Raw genomic sequence first — 21218 nt, 5'->3', positions numbered from 1 at the left:
TCCAAAAATGACAAATATCAATGTTTAGAATTTTAAAATTTATTAATTTAAATAGAATTTGAAGTTATTTTAAATAGATACGTTCAATTTCAAGTGTAAAGTCTTCTTCAATACCATTCTTAATAATGATGGCAATTTGCGCAAGATAATCGCCATGGTAATTCGGCAGTTTTAATTCTTCACCTCTAAATACAGGTTCCATTTGTTTAAAGGGTATTTCAATGGTTTGACATTCTTTACTAGATTTAAAGTCATAGCTATAAGTATGACGTTGATGCTCGCCAGATTTACATCTAAAAGCATATTTTTTGCCATCTCCTTTTAATCGTATTACAAAAGCTGAAAAAGTATCTACTGCAATTCGTTCTAAATCATGTCTTACAAGACAAAAACCTCCGTTATTTTCTAATGAAACGTGACCGCTAAATACACCGTTTCCTTGTGGGTTAATTTGTATAAGCCCCATTGATAAACCGCCCATAACATCATCATTGACAATTTGCCATTCTTTAATGTTGGACTTTTTATTGAATTCAAAAACAGATTTTAATTCGCTCATAATATAAAGTATCTATAGGGTATGCTAATGCGATTAAAATTAGGGGTAAAGAAGGTAAAGCAAACACTCTAACCAAATTTATTTTAACTGATATGAGAAACAATTAAGTCATCCGTTTTTTCATCTCATCTGCTACCGCTTTTTCAGGAGCGCCTTGTTTTTCAAGTTCAGAAATAATTTTAGGGTGATCATGACTTCTGCCTTGCGAAAGTTTGTTTACAGCTTGTATATCATTCACTAAAATTTCAAACCCTATAATACCATTAACTTGACCCATGGTTTTTTTAGACATATTATCTAATGAGATAGGCTGTTCAGATTTTTGCTCGTATTTATTAACTAGTGCATGTAAAGAGGTAAGTAACTCCTCTGCTGTTTGAATTTTTACGGTACCATATACATGAACGGCAATGTAGTTCCAAGTAGGCACCTCTTCTTGCTGATACCATGATGATGAAATATAGCTATGCGGACCATTAAAAATACAGAGTACTTCATCGCCATCTACCAGGTTTTTACTTTGCAAGTTTGCTTTGGCAATATGACCTACTAAAATATCTTTATCGTCAGAATTCTTTGATAGTTCTAGTGGAATGTGGGTACCCCAAGGTTTTCCTTCAATAGTATTTATCAGTATACCAAAACTATTGTTTTTTAAAAAGTCGTGAATTTCTTTAATGTCATTATTTTTATAGTGCTCAGGTATAAACATGTGGTCTGGTTTTCTATGTAAATATAGCCGTTTTCAACAAATGGTTTTAGAACCAATAATTTAATGTTTCGTGTTACATAATTAAAGAGATACTATTTATCTTGTAGGTGAATTTTAAAACGAGAATATGCCCTTTATAACAAATACAAAAGCAAAAGAACAAGTAGATATATTTTACGAAGATTACGGAAGCGGACAACCGGTGATTTTAATTCATGGGTGGCCATTAAGTCGTAAATCTTGGGAGCAACAAGTATGGAAAATTGTGGAAGAAGGTTATCGCTGTATATCTTACGACCGTAGAGGATTTGGGACATCATCTTCACCATGGAATTCTTATGATTATTCTGCATTAGCGAGTGATTTAAATGCGATTATAGAAGAATTAGATTTGAAGGAGGCTATCATAGTTGGTTTTTCAATGGGAGGAGGAGAAGTAGTACGTTATTTAACTGACTATGGTTCTAGTAGAATTGCTAAAGCAGCATTGATTAGTTCAATAATTCCACTAGTAAAGCAAAAATCAGATAACCCTGCGGGAGTACCTGAAGATGCTTTAGATGGTATTATAGATATGCTACAAAAAGATAGGGTTGGTTTCTTGAAAGAGTTCAGTAAAGGATTCTATAATTTTGATGAAAATAAGGGAAAACGAATAAGTCAGGCACAACTAGACTATGATTTTAATATTGCCTCATTTGCATCGCCTAGAGCAACCATACAAGCAGCGTTAGCTTGGATGCATACCGATTTTAGACCTGAGCTAAAAAACGTAACCGTATCAACGTTAATAGTGCATGGCGATGCCGATGCCACGGTGCCTTTTGAAACATCAGCAAAACAAGCTCATGAGGGTATTAAATACAGTACGTTAGAGGTAATCAAAGGAGCTCCTCATGGACTCAATGTTACGCACGCAGAGGAATTGAATGAAATATTGATTTCCTTTTTGAAGAAATAAGTAGAAGCTTTATCAAATGAAAAATCCCGATTGTATTATACAATCGGGATTTTTTTAATATGCTAGTCGAGTAGCACTATTGACTATTATTTACTCGGCATCCTTATATTTCTCAAACCAAGCTAGTACACTGGCAATTTTTGCAATTAAATTACTTGGTCTATTGGCAATACCGTGGCCTGCGCCAGGTATACGTACCATAGCGGTTTCTACACCCTCTAATTTTAGTGCGGTATAGAATTGTTCAGATTCTGCGATAGGTGTTCTGTAATCTTCCTCACCAGTAAGCAACATTGTTGGGGTAGTTACATTGGCAACATACATTAAAGGTGAACGTCTAAAATAATTTTCTGGATCTTCCCATGGTTTTTTACCGAACCAGTATTTAGAGAAAAAAGCAGCACCATCGGCATACAATACAAAGCTTGTCCAGTTAATTACTGGCTTGGCAACTACAGCAGCTTTAAAGCGGTCTGTTTTTCCTACTATCCAAGCAGTCAGTACTCCGCCGCCACTTCCACCGGTAACAAAAAGATTGTCGGTATCAACATATCCTTTTTTAATAACGGCATCTACACCACTCATTAAATCTTCATAATCATGATTAGGGTAGTCGTGGTGAATTAAATTTCCAAATTCGGCTCCGTAACTTGTACTACCTCTAGGGTTGCTATATAGAACCACATAACCTGCAGCAGCGTAAGCTTGTATTTCGGCACTATAAACAGAACCGTAGCTAGTAAACGGTCCGCCATGAATTTCAAGGATAAATGGGTACTTTTTATTAGGGTCAAAGTTTGGCGGAGTAACCACCCAACCTTGAATTTTTTGTTGGTCATAAGAAGACTCCCACCAAATTTCTTCAGTTTTACCTATATCTCTAAAAGAATAAAGATCATCGTTTACAAAAGTTACTCGTTTAGAACCTTTTTTGTCGGCAACGCCTAAATCAGAAGGATGTTCCGTATTACCCAGGGTATATGCAAATCGTGAGTTTTTAGAAACTGTAAAATCACCTGCATTATAAGGTCTTCCTAATGACAAACCACCAAGACCTTCAACTAAAGTTGTAATTTTTCCTTCAAGGGTAATGTGTCCAATTTTGGTAGCACCTTCCGTATCATATTGAAAATAAAGACCTTTACCTTCGTTAGCCCATTGCGCATTGGCTATATCTCTATCAAAATCTCCAGAAAGCAATTTTGAGTTTGTACCATCGGTGTTCATCACATATAAATTCGTGATTTGGTACCCCATTAATTTATCATCGTTACCTGTGTAAGCAATCATTTTACCATCAGGAGAAACTGTTGGAGAGCTGTCAGGACCATATCTTGTAGTCAACGGAGAAACTTCGCCGTTAGAAATGTTCAGCGCATATACCTCACTATTGGCAGGTTCAAAAGCCTCATCAGGATTAAAATTCGCTGAGAAGTAAAGTGTTTTGTCATTTTTAGACCATACAGGTGCACCGTGATCAAATGTTGTTGCCGTCAATTGTTTAGGTGTACCACCATCAATAGAAAGGGTGAAAATTTGGTCGTGCCCACCTTTAATATAACCTTGTCCGTCACCTCTGTAATTTAATTTGTCAATGTAAGTAGGAGGTGTGTTCCATTTTGCACCTTCCGGCTTTGCAGGTAATTTTACAATAGATTGTTCAGCTTCTGGTACAAACATGGTAAATGCCAAATAGCGATCATCATTAGACCAGCTAACCGCACCTGGTGCTTTTGGCGTATTTGTTAGCGGAGCAATTTCTTTGGTATCCATCCACATGATATACAATTTCATCTTATCATCGGATTTGTTCGATTTAAAGATGATTTTTTTACCATCATGAGACCAACGTGGGTAGTAATCATTTTGGTTACCAGTGGTAATTGGTCTGTTTTGTGAACCATCATAATTTACCATCCAAAAGTTAGATAAGTTCTTATCTGTCATGATGTCCTTAAAATTTCGGACATAGATAATTTTGCTTCCATCAGGTGATATCTGAGGGTCAGATACATACTCCATGTTAAAAATATCGGTAAGCTCAAGATTTGAAGAAACTTGGGCGGTTACAGATACTGTAAACAGCAAGAGAAATAGTGTTTTGATAATAATTTTCATAGTGTTGAATTTGGTTTGAAATGATAGTATGAAGATAACAATTATGCATAAAAAAAGAACGGCTTAAATAGCGAAATGAACAAGTATTAACATTCGATTTTTTATTGCTTTTTGTATTTTCACACTATAGAAGATTAAGACTTCATGCATTAAACTAATTCTGTTTTTTCAGAATGGAACGTAATTGACATGTTTGATTTTTATAAGTTGTTTAAAAATGTATTATAATTTAATACATATATGTAAAGTAAATAGTTTTAATCAATTGATATTCAGTAAATAAAATATAAAAATGAAAGTATTATTTATAGGAGGCACAGGAAATATAAGTACGCCAAGTAGTAAGCTTGCAGTTGCTAAGGGAATGGATTTATATGTGTTGAATAGGGGGAAGGCCAAAGTTGAGATAAAGGGCGCACATTCCATTATTGGAGACATCAATAAACCCCAAGAACTTTCAGAACTTAAAAAGCATGACTGGGATGTTGTCGTAAATTGGATTGCTTTTACTCCAGAAGACATTGAGCGTGATATTGAATTGTTTAGAGGGAAAACCAAACAATATATTTTTATAAGTTCAGCTTCTTGTTATCAAACACCTTTAAGTTATCCTGTAATTACCGAATCTACTCCGTTACATAACAAGCTGTGGGACTATTCTGAGAATAAAATTCTATGTGAAGACCGCTTGCAAAAAGCATATAGAGAAGAAGGATTTCCTATCACTATTGTTCGTCCGTCACTAACATACGATACCGTAATACCTATTGCCGTAGGTGGATTTGATAAATTCAATACTGCACAGCGAATTTTAGATGGTAAGGAAATAATTATTCATGGTGATGGAACCTCACTTTGGACAGTGACACATTCAGATGATTTTGCAAAAGGCTTTGTAGGTTTATTAGGATTACAAACAGCGATCGGACATGCTTTTCATATTACTTCAGATGAGGTTTTAACGTGGAATATGATTTATAAAATTCTGGCGGATGCCTTAGGGAAAGAAGCAAAAATAGTACATATAGCATCAGATTTTATATGTAAAGTAGAACCATCATTTACTGGTACTTTGTTAGCAGATAAGGCAGAAAGTGTATTATTCGATAATTGCAAAATTAAGACCTTTGTACCAGGATTTAAAGCAACAATTCCGTTTTCTGAAGGGATAAAAAGGACCGTAAAGTGGTTATTAGAGAACCCAGAACATCAAAATATTGATGAATACACTGAGGCTAAGATTGAGAATGTATTGAAGGTTTATAAGGGGTTGTAGAGTTTGGGTCTTTTTTTTTTAGATTAATTGACCATCCGTATTACCCACGCCTTAATCCCCTCCCAAGAGGGGAGGATTACGTTTTTGATTTCGAACTAGAAGTGCCTTTAAATCTAGGGTTACGATGTCAATTTTGTAAATATTTTAAAATGTCAGCAGGAGCTATTCCCCTCTAGGGAGGGGCTAGGGCTGGGTGTCGTAGGCAGTATTTTAAAACAATTCGTGGTATTAAAAGGTAGGTATCTAGTTGAACCTAATTGGTTAAATGTTATTTTTAGAATAATTGACCATTCGTATTACCCACCCCTTGATCCCCTCCAAGGAGGGGAAGTTTACATTTTTGATTTCGAACTAGAAGTGCCTTTAAATCTAGGGTTACGATGTCAATTCTACAAATATTTTAAAATGTCAGCAAGAGCTATTCCCCTCTAGGGAGGGGCTAGGGGTGGGTGTCGTAGGCAGTATTTTAAAACAATTCGTGGTATAAAAAGGTAGGTATCTCGTTGAACTTAATTGGTTAAATGTTATTTTTAGAATAATTGACCATTCGTATTACCCACCCCTTAATCCCCTCCCAAGAGGGGAGGATTACGTTTTTGATTGCGAGTGTAATTTAATCCGAAAGGATTTTAACATGCACAATCTATTCCCCTCTAGGGAGGGGCTAGGGGTGGGTTGGCTATATTGTTTAATTAAATTGTATTTGTGAATTTATGGTATGAAATTCAACATAGTTAAACGATTCTTAGTGCCCCATAATAAACAGCGGTTATTAGTAACAGAATTAGACTAATGGCTAAAAAACGAATGGAACGTTGTACGTTTCTAAATTTCCAAGCGGCTATTTTTGAGTTGATATAGATTTGTTCTCCTAATTGCTCAAAAACCTCTTCTTCGTTCATACTTACCTTATAGAATTTTTTTGAGAATTCTTTGATGCTCCCAAATTTGGTTATGACATCTCCAAAATAAAATACATTGTCACTATAGTTTCCTTCTAATTTTGGAATAAAGCAGCGTACGCTATAAAAAACGGAAACAGTAGTGGCAACAAACCAAAGTCCGATAAAGACATAAAATAAAATAGCATTAGAAACCGAGTGCATTACAGGAGCTGCACTTTGATAAATGAAATTCAATATAATACCGTAAAAGGATAGAATTAGACCCGCTTTTAATTCAGAAGCCTTTATTAAGCTTGATACGTAATTGATGGTACCCCAATAGTGATCCACCAATTCTTCTGCATGCCCCTTAGATTTAAGTTCATCTAAGAGTCCTTTTTCAAAAGCAGATAACGAATTTTCTTTTTCCTTAATTTTAGTGTTTTTTTTATTTTCAGGTGGTAACGGTTTGGTCATAGTTAGAAATTTAAATACTGCAAATAATTATTCAAGTACATTATAGACAGTAATTGGTTGTGCTTTGTTCTTCATGTTAATACTACCTAGGTTCTCACATTTAAAAGCTTCTTTTACTTGTTCGTAGCAACCCTCGCAGATAATTATTTGATTTTCTTTAGCGGCATCTTGTAATCTGGCAGCAGTATTTACGGTATCGCCAATTACGGTATAATCAAGTCGTTTTAAAGTAGCGGAACCTATGTTTCCAGATATCATTTCACCACTTTTAATGCCTATTGAAACTTTTGGCTGGTATGTTTCTTTGCCTTCCTCCTTGGGTAAGCTGTTCACTTGATTTCTAATGGCTAATGCGGCGTCAATGGCACGGTCTAAATGGTATTCTCCTCTAAAAACGGCCATAACAGCATCACCAATAAATTTATCTATGATTCCGTCTTGCTCCATAATCTCTTTTACCATGGCATCGAAATAGGTGTTGAGCATGGTAACGACTACATCTGGGCTCGTAGTTTCACTAATCTTAGTAAATCCACAAACGTCTACGAACATGACCGTACCCTCAATACTTTCATTGTCCATAATTTTAGATTCATATTCTTGTCCGCTCATAAAATTTAGAACGTTCTCATCTACATACATTCTAAGAATATTGTTCTCTTTAATAGCCTGTAGGGTCTTTCGAATTTCTCTGGCATGCTTTAAAGTTTTCTCCATGGTCAAAGTAAGGTCCTCAAAATTGATAGGTTTGGTGATAAAGTCAAAAGCACCACGGTTCATGGCCACACGAATATTTTCCATATCCCCATAGGCAGAAACAATGACCGCTTTAATTAGTGGACTAGATTCATGTAACTCAGAGAGTAGGGTAAGACCGTCCATCTCTGGCATGTTAATATCGCTCAAAACAATATCTATACCGGGATTTTCCCCAAGTTTTTCTAGCGCATCTCTACCGTTTATAGCAAATACAAACTCGTATTCGTTCTGCCGTATCTGTTTTCTAAATTTCTGTTTGATGAGTATCTCTAAGTCTGTCTCATCATCTACTACCATTATCTTTGCCATTGTCTTAGGTTAAGGTTATCAGCTTATCTTTTAATAATGAAAAATCTAAAGGCTTAGTTAGAAAATCATCGGCACCTAGATTTTTTGCCATTGTTCTATTCTCATCATCTCCATAGGCGGTAATCATCATAACCATTGGTGGCGGTTTTACATAATTTTTTTTGATGTTATCTAATAGTTCCAGTCCGCTCATGCCTGGCATATTAATATCAGATAAAATCAACACCGCTTCATGCTCCATAGTTTTCATGATTTTGAGTGCATCTTCTCCAGAGAAAGCAAACACAAATTCTAATTCTTCTTTGCGAATCTCTTTTCTAAATCGTTGTTGAAAAAGCACTTTTACATCTTGTTCGTCATCTACAACTAATATTTTCATAATCTGTTTTTTTTGTGTTTGTAAATATTATAATGAGGGAACATTTTGCTATTTAATTCATTGGTAATGAGATGGTGAAGGTGGTGCCTTCTCCTTGTTTTGTTTCTACCGTTAATTCGCCACCATGTACCTTTACAATATCATAGCTTAGTGATAGTCCTAGTCCGGTACCTTCGCCAGAAGGTTTGGTGGTGAAGAAAGGTTGAAATATTTTATCTAATACTTCTTTAGGTACTCCGTTACCATTATCAGATACTTTAATAAGAATCATATTACCTTGCTTTTCGGTGCTCACAGATACAGTAGGGTTGTAACCTTTAGGATTTTCTTCTTTTTTCTTCTTAACTACATAAAAGGCATTAGTAATAAGATTTAGAATAACTCTACCCATATCTTGAGCTACGATATTTAATTTACCGATAGAGTCATCAAAGTCGGTATTCAACGTGGCATTAAAGGTTTTATCTTTTGCTCGCAAACCATGGTAGCCCAGGCGTAGGTATTCATCTGATAAAGTATTGATATCAGTTAATTCTTTTTGACCAGTACTACTACGGCTATGTTGTAGCATTCCTTTTACAATACCATCGGCACGTTTGCCATGAAAGATAATTTTATCCTCATTGGCAGATACGTCTTTAGCCAAAGCCTTTACTTCATCATAATTACCGTTATCTATTTCTTCTTCCAGTTCATCAAGAAGTTCTTTGTTTACTTCAGAGAAGTTGTTTACGAAGTTTAAAGGGTTTTGAATTTCATGGGCAATGCCGGCCGTGAGTTCTCCAAGGCTCGCCATTTTTTCAGATTGGATGAGTTGAGATTGGGTGGCTTTTAATTCTTCTAAAGATTGATTTAATTCTGATGTTCTTTCTTTTACTTTTAATTCTAACTTTTCATTTTGTGAAGTAATTAGCGCACTCTTTTCGGCTTCGACTCTTATCAGTTCCACTGCATTTTGTCGCATATCTTCATTCTTCTCTCTCATGCGATAGGCTACATATGCTAACATTCCTAAAAAGAGAATGGCTTTACCGATCGTATCACTATGAACCATTATTAACCTTAGACTAAAATCATCTTTTATAGAGGATTGTCTTACTAAAAGACCAACAAGAGTAAAGACATAAGATAATGTTAAACAATAAAGAAGTATTCTAGCAGATAATACTTTATTCTTAGACTTTATAGATAGGTAGATTAAGAAAATGCCAATACTGATTTTAAATATAAAATATAGGAAATCCCCTATATCGTTAGTTGCAAAGAAGAAAAATAATGGTATAATCAAACTTCCCAAAATAAGCCATTTAGGAACTTTTCCATAATATATTTTATAGGCGAACAAAACGCAGAATAAGTAAAAACATAATTCCAAATAAAATCCGCAATAGGCAAGTATTATCATGTAATGAGAAGGAATTGTAAAGTACAAACTATCACCACCATAGAAAGCTGTGCTAAAATTCTCTAATAACATTATAGTAGAAAAAAGAGCGATAAAGAGTAGTTCACTTTCCTCTTTAATAAGGAAATAAAGAAGCCAGAAAAGAATGAAGAAAATCAAAGAACTCAATAAGTCAAATAAATGTCTATACCCTATAAAACTCATGTAGTCAAAATAGTCATTGGTAACAAATCTGGTAGAGCCCAAAGGAAGCCATTTAGCAATGCCCCAATAGGTACTATAGTCAACATAATGTATGGCTAATGTATATGTAGTGTCAGGCTCTAAAAAAATAGGAGATCGTATCTCAAAATCTTGAATATGCTCTTTAAACGAGGCTCTGTCATTCCCTTTTTCTCCAAATTGACGGAACAACTTTCCATTTATATAAATATCCTCTGCTGCATGGTCTTCTTTGTCCAAGTAGAGTGGAAGCTTTGCGAAAGCACTATCAATGGTAAATTGCAACCTAAACCAGCCTTCAAATTTGCCAGAACTATCTGCCATATCATTGGTTATCTGAGAGGGGTTTAATCGTTCCCAACCAGCTAAATCAATGTCTATGGATGATGCATCTTGCTTATTTCCTGATTTAAAAATCCAACCTGCTTTATTTGTCAACCTTAAACCAAAAATTGAATCTAAATCTGCTTTCGTAAAATGAACAATTGTATCTAGTGCCAATCCATTTTTATCTATAGGGTTTTCTTGCCCACTTGCCGTAAATAGCATACAGAAAAATAGCGTGATGAATATTAGGGATTGTCTAATCATTGATTTTTAAGTTAATTATGAACGTTGTGCCTTTACCTTCTTTAGTTTTTACTTGTAATTCTCCACCATGTCCTTTTGTCACAATATCATAACTCATACTTAAGCCCAGGCCGGTACCTTGCCCTGTGGGTTTGGTGGTGAAAAAAGGTTGAAATATTTTATCTAAAATCTTCTTTGGAATGCCGTTACCGTTATCGGAAATAGATATTTGTACACCCTTAAACCCACCCACAGCCTCTCCAAGGAGGGGAGTTCGCTTTGATGTAATTTTCACGGTAGGTTTATAGCCTTCGATGTCAGATTTTGATTTCTCTTTTACCGCATAAAAAGCATTGGTAATTAAGTTCAATATTACTCTACCTATATCTTGTGGTACAATGTTTACTTTTCCAATATTCGCATCAAAATCGGTAATGAGTTCGGCATTAAAACTTTTGTCTTTTGCCCGTAATCCGTGGTATGCAAGTCTTAAATATTCATCTGCAAGGGCATTAATATCCGTTGGTTCTTTGGTATCACTGCTACTGCGACTGTGTTGTAACATACCTTTTACAATATTGTCTGCGCGTTTACCGTGATGGTTAATTTTTTCTAGGTTTTGTTTGATATCCAATGAAATAGCCTTCACTTCTTCAAGATCTCCTTTATCCAATTCCTCGTTCATTTCATCAACAAGTTCGTTGCTTACCTCAGAGAAATTATTGACGAAATTTAATGGATTTTGAATTTCATGGGCAATACCAGCAGTTAACTCTCCGAGTGAAGCCATTTTCTCAGATTGTATTAATTGCGATTGGGTGGCTTTTAAATCCTCTAAAGATTTGTTAAGTGCTGCTGTACGCTCCTTTACTTTTTGCTCTAAAGTATTTTTTTGTTGGGATAAAATGGATTCTTTTTCTTTAGATAATTTTTGAACACGTTCTAAATTTAATCTTAGATCTTGACTGCGCCTTCCAAATGCGTAACCTAGATATATCGCTAAAACAACATTGGCGAGCATAAAAGCAAAAGGAATAAATTTCTCTATGCGCTGCTCTACTAAACCCATATAAAGACATAACATTAAAATCCAAAAGACAAGGTTAATACAACTAGAACTTAAAAATAAAAAGCTGGCAACTTTATTTTTATTCCAAGATTTTAAACTTAAACGTATAATAGCAGCATAAAAGAAAATTGACCAGATTGGCCCCAACTCGTCAGGGTTATATAAAAAGTAACAACCTATAGTTAAAAAACATAAAAAACTAATAGCTTTAAAAACAAGGTCTATAGGCTGTTCTAAAATTTTATAAAAACAGAATAAAAGGATAAGGCTTGAAATAAGAATGCAAGTGTCAAAATAAAACGTTAGCCAAAAATAAGTACCAGTGTTAGGATAGAATGACAATACTCCTAGGTTAAATAGAATTAAGAATAATAAAGAGGCAGCAAAATAACCGTTAATTCTCTCCTTAGGGAAGAAAATAAAAAACGATAGGAAAATAATAAACATTAGAATAGCAAGACCAAGTGAGATATTATAATTATTGACATATTGTTTAAAAAAAGCTACACGTCTATTTTTTACCACATCAGTTGAATTGGCATTACGCAAAGACGATATAAAAATTCTAATTAGTCCGTTATGATGGTAGTAGATAGGGTATTTGAATTGGGCATTGACAAAACGTACAGCTAAAATTTGTTCCTTGCCTATCTCTAAAGGTAAATGAAGCACTTGACTAAATGGATTATGGTAGATAACTTCATCCTTATTAGAGCTTACATTGCCCAATTGGTGAATTAGTTTGCCATCTAAATAAATTTCTGAAGCTCCTTCTTGATAAATATTTAAAACTAGAGCATCATTTAACGACTGGTCTGCCATAATACGTTTACGCAACCATACAATCTCACCTCTATCTGCAATTACGTTTTTTCCATCAAGCAGATTTAAGTTACTACTAGAGAATTCATTCCAGGTAGAATCATCAAATTCTGGATTTGCCCATAATTTATTATCTCCTTTTTGATAACGCCAATCGTCACCAAGAATCATCCATTTATCAGCCACAGTAGTATCTGTAATGACTAACACTTTGTCTTCTTGACTTAATAGTGTCAACGGAAGTAGAAATCCAAAAATATATAATATGTGTTTCATAAGTTGTTAGTTGGTAATGTTACTGTAAACACACTTCCTTCATTTTCAGCGCTATTTAGATGTAATTCTCCACCATGTCCTTTGGTTACAATGCCATAGCTCATTCTCAAGTCAAAATTGGTTCTTAGAATTATAGATTCTGAGGTTGAATTTGGTTCAAAAATGGTGGTAAAGAAATTAGAGGTAGAAGAACAAATTAAAAACGCCTCATTCACGGAAGTACCGTTAAAACAAGAGTCATAATTAAAAAAAGGAGTATTGGTTTTTACGTAGACATTTAAATAACCATGTGACCAATTGGTATAAATTTCAACGATTTTTTTGTCCCTTTTTACAGCTAGTTTCATTTACTAATTGGTGGTTAGTTTGAAAAAAAATGTCCTGATTACAATTTCATATTTGTATTTAATTTTTGAATTAAACACAAAATAAATAAGGCTGCAAATCTGGGGGAGATTAGCAACATATGGGTGAATCAGAAAAATAAAGGGGAATTTTACACCCTTAAAGTACATAAATAACTTATACTTTTAAAGTGTTTTACTTATAATTTGGATAAGGATGATGAACTAGATTTCTCAATAAAGAAACTAGTATATAAAAATTAATTAGGAATACTTTAGATAGAACCTACGAAATAATAGTACTCTGTATCAATTCCTCAACAATTTCACCATCTTTTAAATACACGTAATAAGAGTGGTTTTCTTCATTCAAAGAAACAGAAGTATGTACTTCATCATCAATAAAATGAATAGCAGAACGGTCATCACAAGCGTAACCATTAGAAAGTTTGCCTGTTTTAATATTTTCAAAAAAAAGAGGTCTACGTGAAGTTTCAGAATTGTAATGCGGACAGTGACTTTTGTCAATAAAAGCCATACCGCCAACAATACTTAATTCCTTAGGTCTAGAATCTGTAGTTCCGCCATTAAACCAACATAAAGAACCTGCGCTACCGCCACCCATAACTACGCCGTTATCATAAGCGTTTTTAAGAGCAATATCAATGCCTTGCGCTTTCCAAATGGCAAGCATGTTTAAGGTGTTTCCGCCGCCAACTATAATAGCATCCATACGAGAGATAATCTCCTCGAACGATTCTTTTTGGTCATAAGAGTTGATCCAGACAGATAATACATGCGGAGTAACATCTATTTGAGAGCACACATCATAGAAAGACGCAATATACTGTTCATCTTCACCGCTGGCGGTGGGTATAAAACACATATTTGGTTTTTCTTTACCTGTAGCTTTAGCGATATAATTTAAGAATGGTACGGTATGACGACCGCTACCATAAATAACCATTTGCTTTTTCATAAGGTGATGTGTTGGTATAAATAAAGTTCTAACAGAAGCTATTCGCTTCTGTTAGAGTCATTTCTTTTTTTAGGTTTACTGGTATTTCTATTGTTCTTTCCTCGAAAGTTGTTACCACCAGGTCTATTTTTATTTCCTGATTTTCCTGGACCTCTAGGAGTTCTTGCAGGCCTGTCGTCTTTCTCTTCTTCACCATCTTCATCTGTAAACTGATGTTGTGGCATACGTGGTACAGGTTGCTTTATGAGCTTTTCTATATCGCGCAAGTATGCTCTTTCTTCTTTATCACAGAAAGAAATTGCGATTCCGCTTGCGTTTGCGCGTCCTGTTCTACCAATACGGTGAACATAGGTTTCAGAGACATTAGGTAAATCGTAATTTACCACTAACGATAAATCTTCAACATCAATACCTCTTGCAGCAATATCGGTAGCAACCAATACTTTCAATGAGCCATCTTTAAAACTACCCAAAGCTTTTTGCCTTGCCGTTTGTGATTTGTTACCATGTATTGCAGCAGAACGGATACCGGCCTGGTCTAATTTTTTTACAATCTTGTTAGCGCCATGCTTGGTTCTTGAGAATACGATTAGTGTATTTTCAGGATTTTCATTAATAAGGTGAATAAGAAGTTTAGGTTTATTTGCTTTACTCACAAAATAAACACCTTGCTCAACCTTCTCTGCAGTAGCTTGTTCAGGTTTAATAGTAACACGTTCAAAATCACCTAACATTTTTCTAGATAGCACAACAATATCTTTTGGCATAGTAGCCGAAAAGAATAGCGATTGTCTTTTAGGAGGTAATTTTGCTATGATTTTTTTAATATCGTGAATGAAACCCATATCAAGCATTTGGTCGGCTTCATCTAAAACAACATGTTCTAAATCTCTAAAAGAAATAAAACCTTGGTTCATTAAATCTAATAAACGCCCGGGAGTAGCAATTAAAATATCAACGCCGGCTTTAAGTGCATTTACTTGTTTACCTTGTTTTACACCGCCAAAAATAACAGTGTTACGTAGGCCCGTATATTTACCGTAAGCGGTAAAGCTTTCACCAATTTGTATAGCAAGCTCACGTGTAGGCGTAACTACTAAAGCTTTTACCTTACGTTTAGATTGGCTTAAGCTAATACCTTCATACAATTGATGAAGTATAGGAATACCAAAAGCTGCTGTCTTACCAGTACCTGTTTGTGCAACACCTAAAAGATCTTTGCCTTTAAGTAATATTGGAATAGATTGTTCTTGAATTGGAGTAGGGTGAGTATAACCTTCGGCTTCTAAGGCCTTTAGGATTGGTTCGGCTAGGCCGAGTTCTTTAAATGTCATAAAAATTTTAATAAGTTGCAAAGGTACGCTTTAATGTGGAAGAAATAATATAGTGGTAAGGGGTGGTTAAGTATAAAGTAATAAGTCTTAAGTACAGAGTAATATGTTGGAGGTATCAGGTAGATAGTATTAAGTACAAAGTGGGAGGTACGAAGTTGAAAGTAGAACAAGAGGAAAGAGGAAAGACTTTTGGTAATTAAAATTTAGCAAAGCTAAATTTTCTAACAACGAACAACTCATTTTGAACTTGAATTTGATTTTTGAGTTTGAACTTGTATTTAATTCTTGTATTTAAAACTTCGTTTGTCGGTTAACGACATTAATTATCGGTAAGGTGATTTTGGGAGGTGTGTCGTTTATCGATATGATTTTACACTTTACCCGAACTTGTGTCAAGTAACGAGTATAAGGGGTTTTTCAGCGATTCACCACCTAGTAAAAGAAGGTCTGCGGCGTTCTATTATTGTAACAAACGCAAGTCATGAAAACAATAATAGCAACTATCTTCATTATCTTTTTAAGCTTCACTGCTCAAGCACAAAACACTACTGAAGAAGTAAAGGTTGAAACTATTGAGATGACCATCGTTACTGAAACTACTTACGAGTTAAACGTAGAAGCAAAAACGGAAGTAGCTAGATTATACAAATTTAAAAATTCTAGAATCAAAAGAGATTTGAATTTCTTAACTAAAGCTAACAAGCCTAAGATGGCTTAAGTTTCAGTGTTCAGTGTTCAGTGTTCGGTTTCCAGTTTTCAATGTTCAGTGTTCGGTTACCAGTTACAATTTACAGTATTAAGTACTAAGTATTAGGTACAAAGTACAAAGTGGAAAAGAGAAAATAGAATAGAGAGGAAAGACTACTGGCAATAACAATTTAGCTAAGCAAAATTTTTATTTTCCAACAACCAATTAAAGTCCCGCCATCGCAGCTTCTGCACAGCGTTCACCGTCCATAGCAGCAGAAACGATACCACCAGCATAACCGCCACCTTCACCACATGGAAAAAGACCTTTTATAACAGGGTGTTCTAATTTTTCATTTCTAGGTATGCTCACCGGTGATGAAGTTCTAGATTCTACACCCACAATATTTGCCTCAGCTGTGTAATACCCATGCATCTTATCACCGAATGCTTTAAAGCCTTGACGTAATCTACCACCAATTAGCTTGGGTAATAAGGAGTGAAGGGGAGCGGAGTTGAGTCCCGGTTGGTATGAAGTGGGGTTGAGGTCTACAGAAAGGTTTCCATCTACAAAATCAGTTAATCGTTGGGCGGGAGCGGTTTGTGTTCTTCCACCAGAGGTAAAAGCCAGTCGCTCTAAAGCCTTCTGATATTCTAATCCTTTTAATGCTCCAAATTTCTCGTATTTAGGAATATCCTTATCCACATTTATTTCAACCACGATTCCGGAATTTGCATACAGGTTATTTCGTTTAGACGGAGACATTCCGTTCACTACAACCTCACCAGGTGCAGTTGCAGCAGGAACTATGAATCCGCCAGGACACATGCAGAATGAATACACGCCACGGTCTTTCACTTGTTCTACCAAACTATAAGAAGCCGCAGGTAACAATTCGCTACGGTCACCAGAACAATGGTATTGAATACTATCTATAATATGTTGCGGATGTTCTACACGTACACCCATTGCAAATGACTTTGCTTCAAGTGCAATGTCCTTTTTGTGAAGTAAATCGAAAATATCGCGAGCTGAATGTCCCGTTGCTAGGATTACACGTTCAACAGCCATTTCATCTTTCTCATTTAAAACAATTGCTTTTAGCGTGTTATCTTTTATAACGAAATCTGTCACTTTGGTATTGAAATGAATTTCACCACCGTGATGCTGAATTACTTCACGAATATTCTGAACAATTTTCGGAAGTTTATTTGTCCCAATATGCGGATGGGCATCTACCAAAATTTGGTCTGTAGCACCATGGAAAACTAGACTTTCAAATATGCGACGCACATCGCCACGTTTAAGGCTACGAGTATATAATTTTCCATCAGAATACGTACCGGCACCACCTTCACCAAAGCAATAATTACTTTCAGGGTTTACCTGATGATCTTGGTTGATGGCTTTTAAATCTCGTCTACGATCCTTTACATTATTACCTCGTTCAAGAACAATAGGTTTGTAACCCATTTCTAAACAACGTAATGCAGCCCACATACCGGCAGGTCCGAAACCTACAATATGTATTGCTTTTGCGTTCGAGACATCTTTGTATTTAAAGTTAAGGGCATCGCTAGGGGCAGGTTCATTAATATAAATTGCCAGTTTGTAATTAAAGAAAATTTTAGGCTTACGAGCATCAATAGACTTTCGAAGTACTCTAATTTTAAAGGTTCCATCTTCGAGTCCTAAGTATTTTGCTGCACGAATTTCTAATCCGTTAGGTGTGCCTTCTTCCTTTAATGTTAACCGCAATTGTACATTTCTGACCATGCTGCAAAATTAAAGTAAAAATTATGATGAGCACGCTAGCCAATCAAAAATGCTGAGGAGAATTGTAGTGCTATTTTTCAATAATAGTTCTAAAAGTCAAATTAACCCTTGGATTCTTGCTTTTAGTTGTTGGCGGCAGTCGATGTAGCCAATTCGTTTGGGTTTCATCTTTCATAATCAATAAGCTACCATGTTCTAAAACCAGTTCTACTTTTTCTTTAGTTTCTTTATGTTTAAAAGCGAATTTGCGTTCATCGCCAAAACTAAGAGAGGCAATGGCTCCGTTCTTTTTTAAGTCCTTTTCACCGTCACTATGCCAAGCCATACCCTCACTACCATTATGGTATAAGTTTAGCAGGCACGAGTTGAACGTTTCTCCAGTTTCTTGTTCTATCTTATATTTTAATTCCATTAACTCCGTCGTCCACGGTAAAGCCTGTTTTGTAGTATTAGAGTAAGTGTATTCAAATGGTTTTTCACCGTACCAAGCTACTTTACGTTTGGTAATAATCTTCTTTCCAAAGATGATAGCTTCATCATTCTTCCAAACAATGTTATTGAGTAGTTTGTCTAGGTAATCCACAGATTCCTGCTGGGTAAGTATTTTTCCGTAGTAATTAACTGTTCCGCCCTGTGGAAGTAAATTTTTACTATGATCAACCTTTATATCAAATAATTTCATTTTCTAATTCATGCTGATGTGCTTTTACAAGCTAATAAAATTTTAACGCTTAAAAAAGCAAAAGCGAATAGCTAATCTTTTTTTATAAGATTATCTACTCGCTTTTATAATTAAAAAGAACTCTGTTGCTATAGACTAATTACTTTTAAGCAAGTTCTTAATCACCTTGTTCCATTTTTCTATAGACTGAAACTCTCCGCTCAATTGATAGTTTATTTCAGCATTATAGAATTCAAAAACGGTATTGGGTTCATTTGCTTTTTTCGGAAAAAGATTCAAAAACAAACGCTCGGTTATTTTCTCTTTTCTAATATACGATTTGCCGATATTGGCAATTTCAGACGCCTTAATAGTAGATAAATCTGCGTATTGCTGATTTAAAACTTCTCCGCTTTTTAAAATAAAGAATACGAACTTTTTCTGTGCATCAACACCTATGGCATAGTGACCAAAAAATTCATGTTCTGTTATTTTACAATTATGTTTACTGGCAACATCGTTTAGAGATGTCATCATTTGTTTTTCTTTCATTTTTCTACTTTTGCTAGTTACAACAAAAGGCATTGCACAAAGTGCAACAGATGCTAAACCAATAGCGGCTATTCCTAATTCCATTTAATAATTTTTTAAATATGATATATTGTTTTCTGTATAATGTTTTAAATAACACCATATCAAATAGTTACATATGGTTACCAAAACGATAACCTTTAAAAAAATGGATTACCAGAAACTATGAAAAGGGAAGATAAGGTCAGACTTTCTATGTCTAATTAATAACGTATTCGCGAACAGTTGGTACTGCTTAAACCTTGCTAAGGTGCCTAATTCACTATTGTTTATATGTGAATTGAAACTTGTAAATGGTAGCTTATAATTTGATGATGATACTTCGGCAACATCAGAAACTGAAATTTCAGATTGCTGTGCATGCGGAGATAGCGTCTTTGTAGATTCTTTAAATAAGGATTGCTTATTATTACTTTGGCTTAGTACAACCTCATTAGAAAAGGGTAACGTATTGGCAGAACTATATATACCGAAACAATAAATTGTAACGAGTAATAGCACTCTGAATATGTTATTCGTACTTTTCATATTATGCAATAACCGCTTGGTTGAGAATTACATTAACTTCTTTCAAAATTTCTTCGTTATCTAGCAGTAATACTAGAATGTCATCAGCTTCAATAATTGTTGATCCGCCTGGTCTAACAAAGGTTCCGTCTCTTTTGATCATAACAATGAATGCAGCCCTTGGAAAGTGCAAATCTATAATACGTTTATTTACGGCGAAACTATTTGGCAAAATAATAACTTCTTCCATAGCAGATTTCGGTAGATTAAGAATATATCTATCATTTTCTGCTATAGGTTTCACTTCGTCAGGTAAAGCAACATTCAGCCATTTTGCAAAAATAGACAATGTAGTACCCTGAATTAGTACTGATGATACCGATATAAAGAATACGATACTAAAAATGATATTCGCCTTGTCAATACCTGCAAGTAGGGGATAGGTAGCAAATACAATAGGTACGGCACCACGCAAACCCACCCAAGAAATATAGAATCTTCTGCCCATTTTCATTTTAAAGAACATTAAGCTGAGAAAAACGCTTACTGGTCTTGCAACAAGAATTAAGAATACTGAAATAAGTAATCCGATACCTAAATATGGCACAATTTGAGATGGAAAAACTAGTAATCCCAACGTAAGGAATAATACAATTTGCATTAGCCATGCCATACCGTCGAACATCTTTAAAATGGTCGATTTATGAATTAAATCTTGATTGCCTAAATACACGGCACATATATAAATGGCTAAGAAACCATTACCACCAACAGCATCTGTTGCTGAAAATGTAATGAACATAAGGGCGATTACTAATACCGGATACAAACCTTCAAAACCTAGTTTGATTTTGTTGATAATTATCTCGCTCAATTTACCAAAAGCGAATCCGCCGATACCACCTAAAATCATTTGCTTTAAAAACAGAGGGATGATAGATAGTACGCTTAGATCTTGATTTATAACCAGTGTTAAAAATGCTAGCGTCAGTACATATGCCATTGGGTCGTTACTACCGCTTTCAAGCTCTAATGTTGGTCTAAGGTTACTTTTTAACGCTAAATTTTTAGAGCGTAAAATAGAGAATACAGCAGCAGCGTCTGTTGAAGAAACAATGGAACCCAACAGCATACTTTCATAAATGGTAAAATCGGTTACATAGTATACAAATGTACCCAGGGTTAGCGCTGTAAGGAGTACACCTAAGGTAGAAAGCATAATGCCTTCTTTTAAAATGGGTTTTACGGCTTTCCAGTTGGTATCTAATCCACCAGAAAAGAGAATAAAGTTTAAAGAAACGATGCCGATAAATTGAGCAAGCTTAGGATCATCAAACCTAATGCCTCCAATACCGTCAGAACCTGCCAGCATACCAATAGCCAAAAAAAGTATTAATGTAGGAACACCAAATTTATAAGATGTCTTACCAACTATAATACTGATAAACAGTAGAATAGAACCTACAAGAAGTATGTTTTCGATGGTAAGATTCATTGGTAGTTATTAACTTAAATTTTGTGGCTGTAAAGTTAATTTAAT

At 35.0% G+C, this 21218-nt stretch carries 19 protein-coding genes; 3 read left to right on the top strand and 16 right to left on the bottom strand.

The window, feature by feature from the left end:
* Positions 1–64 precede the first annotated feature (64 nt).
* A complete protein-coding gene (locus BUC31_RS13830) occupies positions 65–559 on the bottom strand; it encodes a CIA30 family protein (RefSeq protein WP_073245120.1) in 495 nt (164 codons plus the stop codon).
* Positions 560–662: 103 nt separating this feature from the next.
* On the bottom strand, positions 663–1271 hold the full coding sequence (locus BUC31_RS13825) for an FMN-binding negative transcriptional regulator (RefSeq protein ID WP_073245117.1): 609 nt from the start codon (positions 1269–1271) through the stop codon (positions 663–665).
* Positions 1272–1398: 127 nt separating this feature from the next.
* Between BUC31_RS13825 and BUC31_RS13820 the strand changes: the two genes are divergently transcribed.
* Positions 1399–2232, top strand: coding sequence for an alpha/beta fold hydrolase (locus tag BUC31_RS13820; RefSeq protein ID WP_073245114.1), 834 nt, complete (start codon positions 1399–1401; stop codon positions 2230–2232).
* A gap of 90 nt (positions 2233–2322) precedes the next feature.
* Here the strand turns inward: BUC31_RS13820 and BUC31_RS13815 are convergent, their stop codons facing one another.
* Entirely contained in the window at positions 2323–4350 is a 2028-nt protein-coding gene (locus BUC31_RS13815; protein WP_073245112.1) for a S9 family peptidase, read from the bottom strand.
* Positions 4351–4642: 292 nt separating this feature from the next.
* Between BUC31_RS13815 and BUC31_RS13810 the strand changes: the two genes are divergently transcribed.
* Complete coding sequence (locus BUC31_RS13810; protein ID WP_073245110.1) at positions 4643–5626, top strand: SDR family oxidoreductase; 984 nt, start codon at positions 4643–4645, stop codon at positions 5624–5626.
* 734 nt (positions 5627–6360) lie between these two features.
* Here the strand turns inward: BUC31_RS13810 and BUC31_RS13805 are convergent.
* The 8 genes from BUC31_RS13805 to BUC31_RS13770 all read right to left on the bottom strand — a co-directional run bounded on the left by BUC31_RS13805 (position 6361) and on the right by BUC31_RS13770 (position 15455).
* On the bottom strand, positions 6361–6987 hold the full coding sequence (locus tag BUC31_RS13805) for a Pycsar system effector family protein (protein WP_244534053.1): 627 nt from the start codon (positions 6985–6987) through the stop codon (positions 6361–6363).
* A gap of 27 nt (positions 6988–7014) precedes the next feature.
* Positions 7015–8055 (bottom strand): adenylate/guanylate cyclase domain-containing response regulator, encoded by a 1041-nt coding sequence (locus BUC31_RS13800; RefSeq protein WP_073245108.1) that lies wholly within the window; start codon positions 8053–8055, stop codon positions 7015–7017.
* Positions 8056–8059: 4 nt separating this feature from the next.
* On the bottom strand, positions 8060–8434 hold the full coding sequence (locus BUC31_RS13795; RefSeq protein ID WP_027067458.1) for a response regulator: 375 nt from the start codon (positions 8432–8434) through the stop codon (positions 8060–8062).
* Between the two features lie 52 nt (positions 8435–8486).
* Positions 8487–10652, bottom strand: coding sequence for an ATP-binding protein (locus BUC31_RS20580; protein WP_244534052.1), 2166 nt, complete (start codon positions 10650–10652; stop codon positions 8487–8489).
* Positions 10645–12798 carry an ATP-binding protein gene (locus BUC31_RS20575; RefSeq protein WP_073245104.1) on the bottom strand — a complete coding sequence of 718 codons (2154 nt, stop codon included), beginning with the start codon at positions 12796–12798 and terminating at the stop codon, positions 10645–10647. The genes BUC31_RS20580 and BUC31_RS20575 overlap by 8 nt, the downstream gene beginning before the upstream one ends.
* The gene (locus tag BUC31_RS13780; RefSeq protein WP_073245102.1) at positions 12795–13145 is read right to left on the bottom strand and encodes a HAMP domain-containing histidine kinase; all 351 of its coding nucleotides are present in this window, start codon (positions 13143–13145) and stop codon (positions 12795–12797) included. Before BUC31_RS13780 ends, BUC31_RS20575 begins: the two co-directional genes overlap by 4 nt.
* A 283-nt stretch (positions 13146–13428) precedes the next feature.
* Complete coding sequence (locus BUC31_RS13775) at positions 13429–14121, bottom strand: Type 1 glutamine amidotransferase-like domain-containing protein (protein ID WP_073245100.1); 693 nt, start codon at positions 14119–14121, stop codon at positions 13429–13431.
* A gap of 38 nt (positions 14122–14159) precedes the next feature.
* Complete coding sequence (locus BUC31_RS13770) at positions 14160–15455, bottom strand: DEAD/DEAH box helicase (protein ID WP_073245098.1); 1296 nt, start codon at positions 15453–15455, stop codon at positions 14160–14162.
* Positions 15456–15936: 481 nt separating this feature from the next.
* Here BUC31_RS13770 and BUC31_RS13765 point away from each other — a divergent pair, with 481 nt between their 5' ends.
* On the top strand, positions 15937–16173 hold the full coding sequence (locus tag BUC31_RS13765) for a hypothetical protein (protein ID WP_073245097.1): 237 nt from the start codon (positions 15937–15939) through the stop codon (positions 16171–16173).
* Positions 16174–16368: 195 nt separating this feature from the next.
* Here the strand turns inward: BUC31_RS13765 and BUC31_RS13760 are convergent, their stop codons facing one another.
* From BUC31_RS13760 to BUC31_RS13740, 5 genes are all read right to left on the bottom strand, one after another.
* Positions 16369–17919: an NAD(P)/FAD-dependent oxidoreductase gene (locus BUC31_RS13760; protein ID WP_073245096.1), complete on the bottom strand. Its 1551-nt coding sequence runs from the start codon at positions 17917–17919 to the stop codon at positions 16369–16371.
* Between the two features lie 70 nt (positions 17920–17989).
* Positions 17990–18601 carry an alpha-ketoglutarate-dependent dioxygenase AlkB family protein gene (locus BUC31_RS13755; RefSeq protein WP_073245095.1) on the bottom strand — a complete coding sequence of 204 codons (612 nt, stop codon included), beginning with the start codon at positions 18599–18601 and terminating at the stop codon, positions 17990–17992.
* 135 nt (positions 18602–18736) lie between these two features.
* Positions 18737–19216 carry a hypothetical protein gene (locus BUC31_RS13750; RefSeq protein ID WP_073245094.1) on the bottom strand — a complete coding sequence of 160 codons (480 nt, stop codon included), beginning with the start codon at positions 19214–19216 and terminating at the stop codon, positions 18737–18739.
* Between the two features lie 108 nt (positions 19217–19324).
* Positions 19325–19699: a hypothetical protein gene (locus BUC31_RS13745; protein WP_073245093.1), complete on the bottom strand. Its 375-nt coding sequence runs from the start codon at positions 19697–19699 to the stop codon at positions 19325–19327.
* Position 19700: 1 nt separating this feature from the next.
* A complete protein-coding gene (locus BUC31_RS13740; RefSeq protein WP_073245091.1) occupies positions 19701–21173 on the bottom strand; it encodes a potassium/proton antiporter in 1473 nt (490 codons plus the stop codon).
* Positions 21174–21218: the final 45 nt, after the last annotated feature.

The organism is Maribacter aquivivus, from assembly GCF_900142175.1.
Lineage (GTDB): Bacteria > Bacteroidota > Bacteroidia > Flavobacteriales > Flavobacteriaceae > Maribacter > Maribacter aquivivus.
Note: the sequence above shows the minus strand (reverse complement) of the source record. Positions and strands in the feature narration are given on the sequence as shown.

Bases quoted from the DNA above. Each gene is read 5' to 3' on its own strand.
- BUC31_RS13830 (WP_073245120.1), bottom strand. From the start codon at position 559: ATGAGCGAATTAAAATCTGTTTTTGAATTCAATAAAAAGTCCAACATT.
- BUC31_RS13825 (WP_073245117.1), bottom strand. From the start codon at position 1,271: ATGTTTATACCTGAGCACTATAAAAATAATGACATTAAAGAAATTCAC.
- BUC31_RS13820 (WP_073245114.1), top strand. From the start codon at position 1,399: ATGCCCTTTATAACAAATACAAAAGCAAAAGAACAAGTAGATATATTT.
- BUC31_RS13815 (WP_073245112.1), bottom strand. From the start codon at position 4,350: ATGAAAATTATTATCAAAACACTATTTCTCTTGCTGTTTACAGTATCT.
- BUC31_RS13810 (WP_073245110.1), top strand. From the start codon at position 4,643: ATGAAAGTATTATTTATAGGAGGCACAGGAAATATAAGTACGCCAAGT.
- BUC31_RS13805 (WP_244534053.1), bottom strand. From the start codon at position 6,987: ATGACCAAACCGTTACCACCTGAAAATAAAAAAAACACTAAAATTAAG.
- BUC31_RS13800 (WP_073245108.1), bottom strand. From the start codon at position 8,055: ATGGCAAAGATAATGGTAGTAGATGATGAGACAGACTTAGAGATACTC.
- BUC31_RS13795 (WP_027067458.1), bottom strand. From the start codon at position 8,434: ATGAAAATATTAGTTGTAGATGACGAACAAGATGTAAAAGTGCTTTTT.
- BUC31_RS20580 (WP_244534052.1), bottom strand. From the start codon at position 10,652: ATGATTAGACAATCCCTAATATTCATCACGCTATTTTTCTGTATGCTA.
- BUC31_RS20575 (WP_073245104.1), bottom strand. From the start codon at position 12,798: ATGAAACACATATTATATATTTTTGGATTTCTACTTCCGTTGACACTA.
- BUC31_RS13780 (WP_073245102.1), bottom strand. From the start codon at position 13,145: ATGAAACTAGCTGTAAAAAGGGACAAAAAAATCGTTGAAATTTATACC.
- BUC31_RS13775 (WP_073245100.1), bottom strand. From the start codon at position 14,121: ATGAAAAAGCAAATGGTTATTTATGGTAGCGGTCGTCATACCGTACCA.
- BUC31_RS13770 (WP_073245098.1), bottom strand. From the start codon at position 15,455: ATGACATTTAAAGAACTCGGCCTAGCCGAACCAATCCTAAAGGCCTTA.
- BUC31_RS13765 (WP_073245097.1), top strand. From the start codon at position 15,937: ATGAAAACAATAATAGCAACTATCTTCATTATCTTTTTAAGCTTCACT.
- BUC31_RS13760 (WP_073245096.1), bottom strand. From the start codon at position 17,919: ATGGTCAGAAATGTACAATTGCGGTTAACATTAAAGGAAGAAGGCACA.
- BUC31_RS13755 (WP_073245095.1), bottom strand. From the start codon at position 18,601: ATGAAATTATTTGATATAAAGGTTGATCATAGTAAAAATTTACTTCCA.
- BUC31_RS13750 (WP_073245094.1), bottom strand. From the start codon at position 19,216: ATGGAATTAGGAATAGCCGCTATTGGTTTAGCATCTGTTGCACTTTGT.
- BUC31_RS13745 (WP_073245093.1), bottom strand. From the start codon at position 19,699: ATGAAAAGTACGAATAACATATTCAGAGTGCTATTACTCGTTACAATT.
- BUC31_RS13740 (WP_073245091.1), bottom strand. From the start codon at position 21,173: ATGAATCTTACCATCGAAAACATACTTCTTGTAGGTTCTATTCTACTG.